The sequence below is a fragment of the Afipia sp. MLSD5-FHT05B12 genome (genome assembly GCF_058793355.1).
The window spans coordinates 15,280-27,377 of record NZ_JBXAFS010000025.1 but is presented as its reverse complement, the minus strand read 5'-3'; the positions used below and the strand labels follow the sequence as shown (position 1 = coordinate 27,377).

General features: G+C 58.6%; 13 protein-coding genes and 1 pseudogene. 4 read left to right on the top strand and 10 right to left on the bottom strand.

Annotated elements, in window-relative coordinates; all coding sequences use genetic code 11:
- Nucleotides 1–5: 5 nt before the first annotated feature.
- The 3 genes from AC1Q6J_RS21080 to AC1Q6J_RS21070 are packed head-to-tail and all read right to left on the bottom strand — an operon-like array spanning nt 6 to nt 3,759.
- Complete coding sequence (locus tag AC1Q6J_RS21080) at nt 6–2,399, bottom strand: xanthine dehydrogenase family protein molybdopterin-binding subunit (protein WP_492281103.1); 2,394 nt, start codon at nt 2,397–2,399, stop codon at nt 6–8.
- The gene (locus tag AC1Q6J_RS21075) at nt 2,399–2,881 is read right to left on the bottom strand and encodes a (2Fe-2S)-binding protein (RefSeq protein ID WP_492281102.1); all 483 of its coding nucleotides are present in this window, start codon (nt 2,879–2,881) and stop codon (nt 2,399–2,401) included. Before AC1Q6J_RS21075 ends, AC1Q6J_RS21080 begins: the two co-directional genes overlap by 1 nt.
- On the bottom strand, nt 2,878–3,759 hold the full coding sequence (locus tag AC1Q6J_RS21070; RefSeq protein ID WP_492281101.1) for an FAD binding domain-containing protein: 882 nt from the start codon (nt 3,757–3,759) through the stop codon (nt 2,878–2,880). The genes AC1Q6J_RS21075 and AC1Q6J_RS21070 overlap by 4 nt, the downstream gene beginning before the upstream one ends.
- Nucleotides 3,760–3,811: 52 nt before the next feature.
- Between AC1Q6J_RS21070 and AC1Q6J_RS21065 the strand changes: the two genes are divergently transcribed.
- Complete coding sequence (locus tag AC1Q6J_RS21065) at nt 3,812–4,045, top strand: hypothetical protein (RefSeq protein WP_492281100.1); 234 nt, start codon at nt 3,812–3,814, stop codon at nt 4,043–4,045.
- Here the strand turns inward: AC1Q6J_RS21065 and AC1Q6J_RS21060 are convergent.
- Both AC1Q6J_RS21060 and AC1Q6J_RS21055 read right to left on the bottom strand, forming a co-directional pair.
- Nucleotides 4,009–4,569 carry a substrate-binding domain-containing protein gene (locus AC1Q6J_RS21060; protein WP_492281099.1) on the bottom strand — a complete coding sequence of 187 codons (561 nt, stop codon included), beginning with the start codon at nt 4,567–4,569 and terminating at the stop codon, nt 4,009–4,011. The genes AC1Q6J_RS21065 and AC1Q6J_RS21060 overlap by 37 nt on opposite strands.
- A gap of 271 nt (nt 4,570–4,840) precedes the next feature.
- Nucleotides 4,841–4,948, bottom strand: a pseudogene (locus AC1Q6J_RS21055) (LysR family transcriptional regulator); the annotation flags it as partial.
- Between the two features lie 122 nt (nt 4,949–5,070).
- Between AC1Q6J_RS21055 and AC1Q6J_RS21050 the strand changes: the two are divergent.
- Genes AC1Q6J_RS21050 through AC1Q6J_RS21040 form a run of 3 tightly spaced genes read left to right on the top strand, consistent with a single transcriptional unit; the run spans nt 5,071 to nt 8,086 of the window.
- Entirely contained in the window at nt 5,071–6,177 is a 1,107-nt protein-coding gene (locus AC1Q6J_RS21050) for an LLM class flavin-dependent oxidoreductase (protein WP_492281098.1), read from the top strand.
- Between the two features lie 22 nt (nt 6,178–6,199).
- Entirely contained in the window at nt 6,200–7,075 is an 876-nt protein-coding gene (locus AC1Q6J_RS21045; protein WP_492281097.1) for a polysaccharide deacetylase family protein, read from the top strand.
- A gap of 21 nt (nt 7,076–7,096) precedes the next feature.
- Entirely contained in the window at nt 7,097–8,086 is a 990-nt protein-coding gene (locus tag AC1Q6J_RS21040) for a Gfo/Idh/MocA family protein (protein WP_492281096.1), read from the top strand.
- Here AC1Q6J_RS21040 and AC1Q6J_RS21035 read toward each other — a convergent pair.
- From AC1Q6J_RS21035 to AC1Q6J_RS21015, 5 genes are all read right to left on the bottom strand, one after another.
- Nucleotides 8,054–8,755: a TetR/AcrR family transcriptional regulator gene (locus tag AC1Q6J_RS21035; protein WP_492281095.1), complete on the bottom strand. Its 702-nt coding sequence runs from the start codon at nt 8,753–8,755 to the stop codon at nt 8,054–8,056. The genes AC1Q6J_RS21040 and AC1Q6J_RS21035 overlap by 33 nt on opposite strands.
- An 18-nt stretch (nt 8,756–8,773) precedes the next feature.
- The gene (locus tag AC1Q6J_RS21030) at nt 8,774–9,307 is read right to left on the bottom strand and encodes a flavin reductase family protein (RefSeq protein WP_492281122.1); all 534 of its coding nucleotides are present in this window, start codon (nt 9,305–9,307) and stop codon (nt 8,774–8,776) included.
- 11 nt (nt 9,308–9,318) lie between these two features.
- Complete coding sequence (locus AC1Q6J_RS21025; RefSeq protein WP_492281121.1) at nt 9,319–10,476, bottom strand: acyl-CoA dehydrogenase family protein; 1,158 nt, start codon at nt 10,474–10,476, stop codon at nt 9,319–9,321.
- Nucleotides 10,477–10,563: 87 nt separating this feature from the next.
- On the bottom strand, nt 10,564–11,073 hold the full coding sequence (locus AC1Q6J_RS21020) for a VOC family protein (protein WP_492281094.1): 510 nt from the start codon (nt 11,071–11,073) through the stop codon (nt 10,564–10,566).
- A 174-nt stretch (nt 11,074–11,247) separates the two neighbouring features.
- A complete protein-coding gene (locus AC1Q6J_RS21015) occupies nt 11,248–12,081 on the bottom strand; it encodes a beta-keto acid cleavage family enzyme (protein ID WP_492281093.1) in 834 nt (277 codons plus the stop codon).
- Nucleotides 12,082–12,098 lie beyond the last annotated feature (17 nt).

Genomic DNA, 12,098 nt, shown 5'->3' with positions numbered 1-12,098 from the left:
GTCGATCAAATGCGTCCGAGGGCGGTAAGAATGACTCTGGGCGTTAGCGGAATTTCGGTCACGGTGACATTGAACGGCGACAGCGCATCATTCACTGCGTTAGCGACCACGGCGGCAGCCGCTGCGGTCCCAGCCTCCCCGGCTCCTTTGGCGCCGAGTTCGCTCTCCAGTGTTGGGGAGACAATGTGCCCAACATCAATATCCGGCATCTCGCCCGCCATCGGCACCAGGTAGTCTGCCATGTTTGCGTTGGTGAGCTGCCCGCGCTCATCGTAGATGCAGTGCTCGTAGAGAGCTGCGCCGAGCCCTTGAACCACGCCACCGCGAATCTGTTCGTCCACCAGTTGCGGATTGATGATCGTCCCGCAGTCCTCGACAACCCAGTGCTTGAGCAACTTGATAAAGCCCGCCCGGGTGTCGACCTCGAGCCACGACGCCTGAATGCCGTTGGTGAACGCGAACGGATACTCGCGCGGCACGAAATGGCGCGTCGCCATCAACTCGGGCTGGAAGCCCGGCGGCAACGTATCGGGTCTGAAGTAAACGATGCGAGCGAGCTCATGCAGCTCAATACGTTGCTGGCCGCCCTGAACGTCAACGACGGCGTTATCAGCAATATCCAGATCGGCCGGTCTGGCTTGCAAAATGGCGGCCGCGACATCGAGAATATTTTTGCGCAGAACCTTGGCCGCTTGCAGCGCGGCCTCGCCGCCGATGCCAGCGCCGCGCGATGCCCAGGTGCCGCCGCCGTAAGGCGTATTATCGGTATCGCCGAGAATGACACGCACGCGCTCCATCGACACGCCGAGTACACTTCCAACGATCTGCGCGGTGAGGGATTCCGATCCTTGCCCCTGTTCGGTAATGCTGGTCTGGCAAGTCACGCGGCCGGTGGCATCCAGACGTACCGCGACACCATCCTGCGATGAAATTCGCGCACCGCCAACGCCATAGAACGCCGCGCTGGGGTTGGTCACCTCAATGAAGCTGGCGATGCCAATACCGCGATAGATCCCCTGCTTGCGCAGCGCCACCTGCTCAGACCGCAATGCGTCGTAACTCATCATCGCATGCAATTTATCGAGCGATGCGTGATGCGACAGCGCCTCGAACCTCAGTCCCGATGGCGAACCGCACGGATAGGCGTCATCTCGAATCAGGTTGCGTCGCCGAATCTCAAACGGGTCCATCCCGATCCGCTGCGCCGCGAGATCGACCAATCCCTCTGTGATCGAGCATGCAATCGGATGCCCCACGCCGCGATACTGGCAGGTGACATTCTTGTTCTGGAAGACGACGCGGGTTCGCGCCCGGTAATTTGGCGTCGTGTAAGGTCCGCCCACCAGATTGACGACCTGGTTGGCTTCGATGGCACTGGTGCGCGGATACATCGAATACGAACCGATACCCGTGACGTCGTCGATCTCGAATGCGTTGATCGTCCCGTTCCTGCTAACCCCGATGCGCGCCTTACAGACGTGATCGCGCGCGTGAATATCGGTATTGAAACTCTCGACCCTATCCGCGACGAACTTGATCGGGCGGCGGAGCAGCTTCGACAGGGCAAGAGTCGCCATTTCGTCGGCATAGATATGGACCTTGATGCCGAACGAGCCGCCGACGTCTTTACAGACTACCCGAACCTGAGCTTCATCAAGCCCGAGATGCTTGGCGGCGATGTTCTGCACCATATGCGGGGCCTGGGTGCCCAGATATACGGTCAGACGCTCGTCGCCGCTGTTCCAGTCGGCAAGCACCGCACGTGGCTCGAGCGTGACCCCGGTATGGCGGCCGAAGACAAATTCAGCCTCCACGACCTCGTCCGAATCCTTGAACGCTTGATCAACGGCTCCGGCATTGAGATTACGCTCGAAGGCCAGATTGTCTCCGAGGTCGGGATGAATCACTGGCGTGTCGGGATCGAGCGCCGTGCGCATGTCTGTCACTGGGACAAGTTCTTCATAATCCACCGAGACAAGTTCGGCAGCATCTTCGGCGAGCGCACGGCTCGTCGCGATGACGGCAGCAACTGCCTCTCCCTGCCAGCAGGCCCGGTCAACAGCAATCGCATGCTGGGGCGCCGACTTCAGCCCCTTGAGATGGGACAGAACGCCAACCCACGGCGAAATGACCTTCGCAAGATCTGCGCCGGTCACAACCGCGATCACACCGGGCATTGCTTTCGCCTCGGTCCCGTCGATCTTCAGGATTCGGGCATGCGCGTAGGGCGAACGCAAAAACACGACGTGCGCCATGCGCGGCAATGCCATGTCGCTGACATATTGACCGCGGCCCTGCATGAGCCGTCCCAGATTCGGGCGCGGCACCGTCTTTCCGATGTATGAATTCGGACGATCAAGAACCGAGAGACCGGTCTGTTTTTCCGAGCTGCCGCTCATCACACCCGCCCCGCGCGTGCGCGCGCTGTCGCTTCCACGGCGTCGACGATCGCATGATAGCCTGTGCAGCGACAGTAGTTACCGGAGAGATGCTCGCGGATTTTCTCGCGGTCAGCTCGCGGTTCATGCTTCAGGATATCCTGCGCCGCCATCAGCATGCCCGGCGTACAATACCCGCACTGAAGGGCGTTGCGGTCCTGGAAGGCCGCCTGCAAATCCGAAATCTCTCCGCTGTCAGACAAGCCTTCAATCGTCTCGACGGACGCGTTCTCAACCTGTACAGCCAGCAGCAAACACCCGCGCACGATATCGCCGTTGACGCGAACGGTGCATGCACCGCAAACGCCATGCTCGCAACCGACATGCGTTCCCGTAAGGGACAGATGCTCTCGCAGGAAATCCGCCAGGTTGAGCCGTGGAAGCACATGCGCGGAAACACGCTCGCCGTTCACGATCAGCGAAATCGGCATCAACTCCGTCATGCCGGCTTCCTCGCTTCGAGATCAGACCGCCCAAGCAAGGTCACGATGCAGCGTTCCATAAGTTGGCGCGCCAGATAGCGGCGCATGGAAGCTGAAGCCTGCTGATCTTCCTGCGGGTCGAGTTCTTCATCGAGCGCAGCCTGCGCATCAGCAAGCATCGATGCAGTCACCGGTTTTCCGATGAGATGCTTTGAAGCAACCGCGAGCATCGGCTTGTCGCCCACCGCGAAAAGGCCGAGCCTGAGATCAGTGAATACATCCCGCTCCAGAATCGCGGATGCCGCCAATCCCACGATGGCGTAGTCGCCCTTCCGGCGCGCATACTCTTGAAAGAAATGAACCGAGTTCGGCTTTGCGACAGGAACCTCGACCGCGACCAGCAACTCCTCCGGCGACAGCAACGTCTCGTAGATTCCCGTGAAGAATTCCGCAGCAGGAATACGCCGCTCGCCATCCTTGCCTCGCGCAACGATGGTTGCACTGAGCGCGATGACGCACGCCGGAAGCTCCGATGCCGGATCAGCATGCGCAAGGCTGCCGCCGATGGTCCCCTTGTTGCGAATCGCCGGGTGAGCAACGTGCGCGGTAGCCTCAGTCAGAAGCGGAGCATGTTTGGCGATGTCCGGGGACCTCTGGACATCGACGTGCCGGGTGAGCGCGCCGATTTTGAGAACGCCATTGGACACGGAGACTCCGCGCAACTCAGCAATGGCGCCGATATCAACCAGCAGCGCTGGCGCGGACAGCCTGAGATTCAACGCCGGCATCAAGCTTTGGCCACCGGAGAGAACTTTCGCCTGATCGCCGTGCAACGCAAGCAACTCCAATGCGTCGTTGACGCTTGAAGCACGCGCATAGTTGAAAGCCGAAGCTTTCATTCCGGCAACCTCCCCTCGCCTCATTTTATGATGGGCTTGGATTTATTAGAGGGTGCCGGACATCAAAGGTCAAGCGTTGTTTATCGAACGATTATTTCGCGACAATGAACAGATCATGCGCGGATGGCTGGAAGTTAAAGCCATGCGCCAGTTCGGCCTGGTGAGCGAGATGCGACAAATCAAAGACAGGGCTACGGAATTCGCAGTTGGAGAGGTCCGAGGCACAGCAGCTTTCGCGCTGCACAATTCCTATCGCCGAACTGCCGGCCGAACAGCGCGCCGTTGAGATATTCGCTGCACGCCAGCGCGTTTCTGAAAAATGAGACGCGATCGCTCGGCTTCCATCTTTAGAATGTCCGCGAACAGCGCCGCCGCTGGAGACATAACCTTGCGCGCCGGCTCGATCAAAACGAACTCGGAATAGAACGGCGGATCCTCGAGCGGCCTGACATCGAAACGTCCTTCATCCAGGTCCGATACCATCATCACGAATGGCAGAATGGCGACCCAGTCGCTCGCTGCGACAAATTGCAGCGTGCCCATCATCGCATCGAGATCGAGGCGCTGCGCGACCGTCACGCCATTGGCGCTGAAATATGTTTCGATATTGCGACGACGCGTATTCTGAGGACCGGGCAACACCACCTTGAGCGGGCCGAGATCGCACAGCCTGACCGGTCTCAGATTGTTCTTGGTTCGCTTCGCGCTGACAAGCATCTCCCGATCGCGAGCAAGAAGACGATGCGATATGCCTGTTGCCCCCTCGAAAGCCGGAACAACGGCAAAATCCAATTCGCCTTTCAGGATCATGTCGGTCAGAACCCCCTGAATAGGCCTCGATGACGCTGATCTCGGAGCCCGGAGCAGACGTCAAAAACCTGTCGAGCGCTGGAGCGAGCAGCGATCTGGTGAACGTCGGCATCAAACCCACGCGGATCGCGCCGCGGACATGATTGACGGCGACGCTCTGCTGCGCCGCCTCCAGTTTCTTCAAAACTTCAACGCATTCGCGATAGTACAGCTTTCCGGCGAGCGTTGGTTCGACCTCGCGTCCATTACGTTCAAGTAACGCCGCCCCGAGTTGGGACTCAAGCTGCTTGAGATGCTGCGAAATACCCGACTGGGTCGCCCCCTCCCGCTTCGCGGCTGACGTGAACGATCCCTCCTCATAGACCGCGACAAAAGACATGATCTGGCGAAGCGAAATCATTCATCAATTTTCCTAATGCAAGAGAGTAAGAATAATCATTTTTCTAATAGCCCACAATCGCTACTCTTGCGTTCAATCACAAACGTTTCGGGAAATGCGCAATGAAGCTGGGCTTTTTCACCATGCCGATCCATCCGCTGGATAAGGACTGGCGGCAGTCTCTGGTCGAGGATCGCGAGGCGTTTCTGCTCGCCGATGAACTCGGATTTACCGAGGCTTATGTCGGAGAGCATGTCACCGACAAGGCCGAGAACATCACGTCCTGCGTGACGTTCCTGGCGTGGATCGCCGCTGCGACCAAGCAAATCAGGCTTGGCACCGGCACTGTGAATATGCCCAACACGCATCCGGCAACGGTCGCAGCCACCATCGCGATGCTGGACCATATGCTCGACGGCCGTTTCATTTTCGGTATCAGCCCCGGCGGGCTTCTGTCGGATGCGGAGCTGTTCGGCAATCTCGATTTCAACCGCAACGAGATGTTCCTCGAGGCGATCAATCAGGTGCTCGGCATCTGGTCGGGGGAGCCGCCTTACAATCTTCAGGGCAAGTACTGGACGGTGTCCACGCGGCGAACGCAGATCAAGGAAATCGGTCAAGGCTACATCCCGCGCCCGCTGCAGCGGCCGCATCCGCCGATCGTCGTGACAGCGGTCGCGCCCTTTTCAAACGGCGTTACCGAAGCAGCCATTCGGGGATGGGATCCGATTTCTGCAAACTTTCTGATGCCCGCATGGGTCAAAAGCCACTGGCCGAAGTACGTTGAAGGCTGCGAGCGCGGCGGCCGCCCGGCGGATCCTGCGAACTGGCGGGTCGCCAAGAGTGTGTTCGTTGCTGACGATGCTGCGACAGCCAAAGCCTATGCCACCGATCCAAACGGCCCTTATGTGAACTATTATAGGTCGCTGTTCACGAAGCTGAAGAAGAACGGACGGATCGAACTGTTCAAGACCCGCCGCGATCAACCCGACGACGAGGTGACACTGGAAATGATCTGCGACAAGCTGATCATCTACGGCACGCCGGACAGCGTTGCCGATCAGCTTCTTGCTTTTCAGGACGAGGTCGGCACATTCGGGACGCTGCTTTACGCTGGCAAGGATTGGAAAGATCGCGAACTCGGGCGAAGGTCCATGATCCTGACGGCGGAGAAAGTCCTGCCGCTGGTGAACGCAGGTTCGCCCGGGCAGGCAAAAGCCGCAGAGTAATTGCTAAAGCAGGAATTCCCCATTGGCCCTCACCGACCGCGTTCCCTATCAGGCCCTCATCGACCGCCCCAAACTGGTCCTTCCCAGCGGCAAGAAGCTGGCGGTCTGGATCATTCTGAATGTCGAAGAATGGCGGATCGAGAATGCGATGCCGCGCACGGTTCTCAGTCCGCCGATGGGGCAGCCGCTGCTCCCCGATGTGCCGAACTGGGCGTGGCATGAATACGGAATGCGCGCAGGCTTCTGGCGGCAGTTGAAGGCGCTGACGGACCGGAGCATTCCGGCCACACTCGCCATCAACGGCAACGTCTGCACATCGTATCCGCGCGTGGCGGCTGCCGCACGCGATGCCGGGTTTGAATTTATGGGGCATGGCTATCTGCAAGGGCCGATGCATAAACTCGACAATCAAGGCGACGCCATCAAGCGCGCTGTCGACGCCATTGCGAAATTCGCGGGTAAGGCGCCCCGATCGTGGGAAAGCCCCGGATTGACGGAGACCAACGACACCCTCGATCTTCTTCGGCTGAACGGCATCGAGTACGTCGCAGATTGGGTCATCGACGATCTTCCGCAGGACATCGACACCCCGCACGGCACGATCACGACGATTCCCTACACCGTCGAGACCAACGACATCGTCGTCCATGCATTGCAGCACATGGCGTCGGATCAATTCATGCGCCGGTGTATCGACCAGTTCGACCGGCTGTATCTCGAAGGCGCCGACAATGCCCGCGTGATGGCGATCTCAATTCATCCGTACATCACAGGCGTCCCGCACCGCATCAAGTATCTTGAGCAACTGCTCGACTATGTGATCGGCCATGACGGCGTCGCCTTGATGACCGCGAGCGAAATCGGCGACTGGTATCGCGGCCAGATGGTCAAAGCTTAAAATCCAGATTGGAGTTCAAACATGATCCGAGCCGCCATTGTCGGACTGGGATGGTGGGGACAGACCATTGCCAGCAATCTTGCGGCCAGCGAGGTCATCAGGCCGGTGCTGGGCATCGACCCTCTGGAGCCGATGCGCGCGAAAGGTGCCGCGCTGGGCCTTGAAACATCCAGCCGCTTCGAGGATGCCCTGACGCGCTCCGACATCGACGCCGTTATCCTCTGCACGCCCCAAGATCGCCATGCGGCGCAGATCGAAGCCGCCGCCATATCCGGCCGTCATGTGTTCTGCGAAAAGCCGCTTTGCACGACAGGAGCCGATGCAGAACGGGCCATTGCCGCTGTCACGAAGGCAAAGGTGCAACTCGGCATCGGCCATGAGCGGCGTTTTGAGCCAGCCGTCATCGAGATGCGCAAGCGGTTCGCAGATGGCGAGTTCGGCAACGCGCTCGTGCTGGAGGGAAATTTCAGTCAGGACAAGTTTCTCAAGCTGCAGCCGGACAACTGGCGCCTGTCGAATACGGAGAATCCCGTTGGCCCTCTATCGGCGACCGGTATTCATCTGGTCGATCTCTCGATCGCGATTCTCGGGAAACCCACCCATGTCTGGGCGCGGCTTGCTACGCTCGGGAGCCGTTTTGCAAACGGGGACACGCTCTCGATCACCATCGGATTCGAGAACCGCACGACGGCCACGCTGAACGCGGTCCTTGCAACCCCCTTTATGGGTCGGCTTGCGTTGCTGGGGTCAAAGGGCTGGATGGAAATCCGCGACCGGACCCATCCGGAAAATCCAACTGGCTGGGACGTGACGCGCGTTCAGCGCGATCGGGCGCCAGAAACCGCTTACTATCAGCCTCACCCAGCGGTGCGCGAAAACCTGGAAGCCTTCGGACGGGCGGCGCTAGGCGAAAGCTTCTATCCGGTAACGCATGAAGAAATGCTGATGAATGTTCGGACGTTCGAAGCCATTCAGCGATCAGCCGCCAGCGGCAGCATTGAGCCGGTTTGATTTTACAGCTGGCCGCTTGGCGCCATCGCCGGACACGCGGGCAAATCCAGCGAGATATCCGTCGATTGCATTGGCGATCATTTCTTCTTTTTCCTGAAGCGGCTCCATCTCATAGATGTACCTTCGGACCCCGTAATAGAAAATGCCGCCGTGGAAGACCCACGCCATTTCGATCTCGGATGCCGTCGGCTTGGCTTGCGTCGGCAGCCCCGCTTCGAATCTGACTTCCTTGATGATGCGCGTCAAAATCTTGTCCCGCACGACACCGACATACCAGCGATTGATGTCGAGACCTTTGAGGCCTGAGAACAGATAGATTCTGAGCCATTTTCGCGAAAAGATTACATTGGTATAAGCCTCGTAGAACTGCACCAGGCGTTCGCGGATGGGCCGCGAGCGGTTGGTGAGAAGCTTCTCCCAGCCGGTGTCGAGCGGCTCGAGATAAACCTTGCGATAGACTTCCTTGATCAGTTCTTCCTTGCTCGGAAAATAGCGATACAACAGCGGCTGGGTTACACCCAACCGGCGCGCGAGTTCGCGCGTGCCACCATTGAACCCCTCTTCGGAAAAGAACTCGGTTGCCTTGCGAACGAATTCCTGACGCCGGTCTTCAGGAGACAGGCGCTTCTGCTTGACGCGCGCAACCGATGCTGACGGCTTCTTTTTCATAAAAACCTGCTGGGACTATTACCCAGGAACAAAGTGACCAAAGCTTCCGCGTGCAAACAGCAGCGGCTCCGCACGGTTGTAATCATAAGCTTCGACGGCACCAAGGAAAATAACGTGGTCGCCCCCGTAATAGCGGTCGGCGCTGCGGCACTGAAATGTAGCCACCGCATCCGCGAGAACCGGCGCATCGCCAAGACCCGGCGTCCATGAGACCCCAGCAAACTTGTCGGCGGCGCGCGCGGCAAATTGCTTTGCCAGCCCCTGCTGGGATGCTCCCAATACATTGACCGCAAAATGGCTCGCGTTCTGAAAAATGCTCATGCTTGGGGAGTGGGACACCAGGCTCCACAAAACGAGCGGCGGATTCAGCGAAACCGACGAGAACGAATTGCAGGTCAAACCCGCCTGCCTGCCATCTGGCGTTGCTGCCGTGATGACCGTCACACCGGTCGCATAGGCTCCCAACGCGTTCCGAAAATCGCGCGGATCAATCGGCGAACTATCGCTCGACAACTCATTCCTGAAATCCACCGAATTCTGCGATGCAACCATCACCTGGCCTCTCAGAGGGTCAGGTTTTCGGATGGGAGATCAAGCGCGACACGGCCGTAGTTGGTTCCGGCAGCGTCGAAACTGAACGCAATGTGCGCATTAATCGCATGGGCATCGCGAAACTGCCGTTGCAGGGCACCCGTGGTGTACAGCCCGCGCGCACCGCTCGCCGAAAATAGCGTCGAGACCGCTTCGGTGCATAGATTGACCGCATATGCGCCGTCACGCCGGTATCGGGTTTTCTCCAGAAGATCGGGGACAGCGCCACGGCGTGCATCAGACATGGCCTCAATAGAGGTCCGGCGCATGATGAGACGCGCGGCATCAATTTTGGCGGAGGCCTCCGCGACCTTGATTTGCGTCGTTTGCAGGTCGCCAAGTTTCGCGCGGTTGTAGGTCGAAGCGCGATGCTTGGCGATCCCGACATAATCATCAAGACACGCCTGCGCATTGCCCAGGCCTGCGCCTGACAGCACGAATGGAAACAGGGAGAATACGGGCAAGGTGTAGAGCGCACTGGGATTTACCGCGCTCCCAGGCGTCACGCCACCGGCAACGTCCTTCACCGCGAGCGTCATGTAGTCAGGAACGAAAACATCCTTCGCTTCGACATCGTTTGAGCCGGTCCCTTTCAGGCCAGTCGAACTCCACGTGTCGAGAATTTTGTAGTCGGATTGCCTCAACAGAAAGATTCGGTACTCCACGCCATCCGCATCATCATCGGACGAAACGATCCCTGCAAGCATGTTCCAGGCGCATGAATCCACGCCTGACGAAAACGGCCAGCGGCCTGACAGGGTATATCCGCCGGCCACTTTCGTTGCTCGGCCGGCGGGAAATACAAACGACGACGCGATGAGAGCATCGACGTTATCTTTCCAGATCAAATCCTGTGCCCGCACGTCGAACATGCCCAGCATCCAGTGATGGCTGGCGAGGTTCGCAAGATTCCAAGCGACCGACGCGTCAGCAAGCGCGACGACATCCGCGAAATCAACAAGGGCTACATAATCGAGCTCCGAGCCGCCGACCCTCTTGGGCTGGAGAATTCTGAACAGACCGGATTCATGAAGCTCCCGTTCGGTTTCTGGAGGAAGGCGCCGCATCTCCTCGGTCTTTGCAGCACGCTCGCGCAACTTTGGAACGAGCGCGTGTGCGCGCTCCAGCATCTCTGAATAAGCGTCGTCTTGACCGTTTGAACGCCGGTCCAGATCAAGCTTGTGGACAGTGCCCGACATACTCGCCTCCCTGAAAAATTATCTCGCCGCGGCTTTCCTCGGAGCATTTGGCTTGATATGCGGACGGTCGAGATAGAGCGATGCTCTCAATCCCTCGTCGTCCTGAGTCGCAAACTCGGACAGCAATTTCATCTCCGGAATACGCGAACGATCCAGGGTATTCACATCCGGCCAATCAATCTCGACCAAATTCCCGGCGGGATCACGCAGATACATCTGCACGCAACCGTCTGGCAACTCGTTGACGGCATTACGGAACGCCGAGAAATCAAGCGCTCCGATCGCTTTCGCCCTCTCATGAGCCGCATGAAAATCGTCAACGTCGAGCGCAAAGTGCTGATAAACCGGGACACTATCTTCAAGTTCGAAAAGATGAAGTTGAAGATCCCCGCAACGCAGGTACCTGGTCTTGAAACCGAAATTGTAGGTCGGGATCAACTCCATACCCAGCACGGTCTGATAGAAACGAGCGGACTCTTCGAGGTTCTTTGCGCCAATGGAAAGGTGGTTAAAACCAAGGACTTTCATGTCTGCACTCCCGTAGGCTTGTTGAAGGCTTTTTATTTTATCACCTGATAAATAACTCACCGGAACCGGAATTGCAAGCACGGAGCCGCACGAGGCATGCAGCGCGCAAAATTGCTCCCCTCAAATATCGAATTTTCCAGTGCGAAGCCGGACCTTTAGGTCGTTCGAGGTAACCTAATCTGGCTTACCAAGCGCTCTCAGTATCTGAGCGCGCGATGAACGCGGGCGGTGAATTCCGCACAACGCCGCCCGCAGATCATGGACGCGCTCGGCGTTGCTGTCGGCCCGGCTGCCATCTGCATTGACGAAGCTGTTCTCGAATCCGATCCGGCAATGACCGCCCATGGCCGCCGCGGCGACCAACGATGCCGTCTCGGATGCCCCAAACGCGCAAACCCACCAATCGAAACGCTCACCGCCTCCATTATCCCGGACCTTCGCAACGAAGGGAGCGAGTTCAGCGGGGTCGCTTTCCTGAGCTGCGGCGTAGCGGCCAAGCGGAAAAATAACGGAATGGCGATCTCCGGGGATGATCCCGCGCTTCATGAGATCGAGCAGATGATCGAATTCGTTCGCCGCATAAACGATATGCTGAACGGCAATCCGCTGTTCGTGCGCCCATCGATACAGGCCAGCAGCTGCGCTTTCCGCGCTTGCGTCCGGGATCAATTCCTTGATTGCAATACTGACAGCCTCGGGACAAACCGCTCGCACCACGGCGATCTGCTCGTCCGGCTTGAACATGCCGACCGCTTCGGTTGTAATCTGCACAACGAACTCAGGACCGGCGAGCCGCCGCACGGCTTCGGTGGCGGCTAGATAGCGCGACGCATCAAGCGTATGACGGCCATCCGCATCGCGAACATGCATATGAATGGCTTGCGCACCGGCGCTCTTGCACGCGAGCGTATCCGCTGCGATCGCGTCGGCTGTCAGCGGCAGATTGGGATGTTCGGCATGGCCCTTGCGCGCGCCATTCGGCGCGACCATGATTGTCAGATCGGCCATACCGACCCTACCCTTCG

Bases quoted from the DNA above. Each gene is read 5' to 3' on its own strand.
- AC1Q6J_RS21050 (WP_492281098.1), top strand. From the start codon at position 5,071: ATGAAGCTGGGCTTTTTCACCATGCCGATCCATCCGCTGGATAAGGAC.
- AC1Q6J_RS21040 (WP_492281096.1), top strand. From the start codon at position 7,097: ATGATCCGAGCCGCCATTGTCGGACTGGGATGGTGGGGACAGACCATT.
- AC1Q6J_RS21075 (WP_492281102.1), bottom strand. From the start codon at position 2,881: ATGACGGAGTTGATGCCGATTTCGCTGATCGTGAACGGCGAGCGTGTT.
- AC1Q6J_RS21070 (WP_492281101.1), bottom strand. From the start codon at position 3,759: ATGAAAGCTTCGGCTTTCAACTATGCGCGTGCTTCAAGCGTCAACGAC.
- AC1Q6J_RS21025 (WP_492281121.1), bottom strand. From the start codon at position 10,476: ATGCTGGAGCGCGCACACGCGCTCGTTCCAAAGTTGCGCGAGCGTGCT.
- AC1Q6J_RS21080 (WP_492281103.1), bottom strand. From the start codon at position 2,399: ATGAGCGGCAGCTCGGAAAAACAGACCGGTCTCTCGGTTCTTGATCGT.
- AC1Q6J_RS21060 (WP_492281099.1), bottom strand. From the start codon at position 4,569: ATGATCCTGAAAGGCGAATTGGATTTTGCCGTTGTTCCGGCTTTCGAG.
- AC1Q6J_RS21035 (WP_492281095.1), bottom strand. From the start codon at position 8,755: ATGAAAAAGAAGCCGTCAGCATCGGTTGCGCGCGTCAAGCAGAAGCGC.
- AC1Q6J_RS21030 (WP_492281122.1), bottom strand. From the start codon at position 9,307: ATGGTTGCATCGCAGAATTCGGTGGATTTCAGGAATGAGTTGTCGAGC.
- AC1Q6J_RS21020 (WP_492281094.1), bottom strand. From the start codon at position 11,073: ATGAAAGTCCTTGGTTTTAACCACCTTTCCATTGGCGCAAAGAACCTC.
- AC1Q6J_RS21015 (WP_492281093.1), bottom strand. From the start codon at position 12,081: ATGGCCGATCTGACAATCATGGTCGCGCCGAATGGCGCGCGCAAGGGC.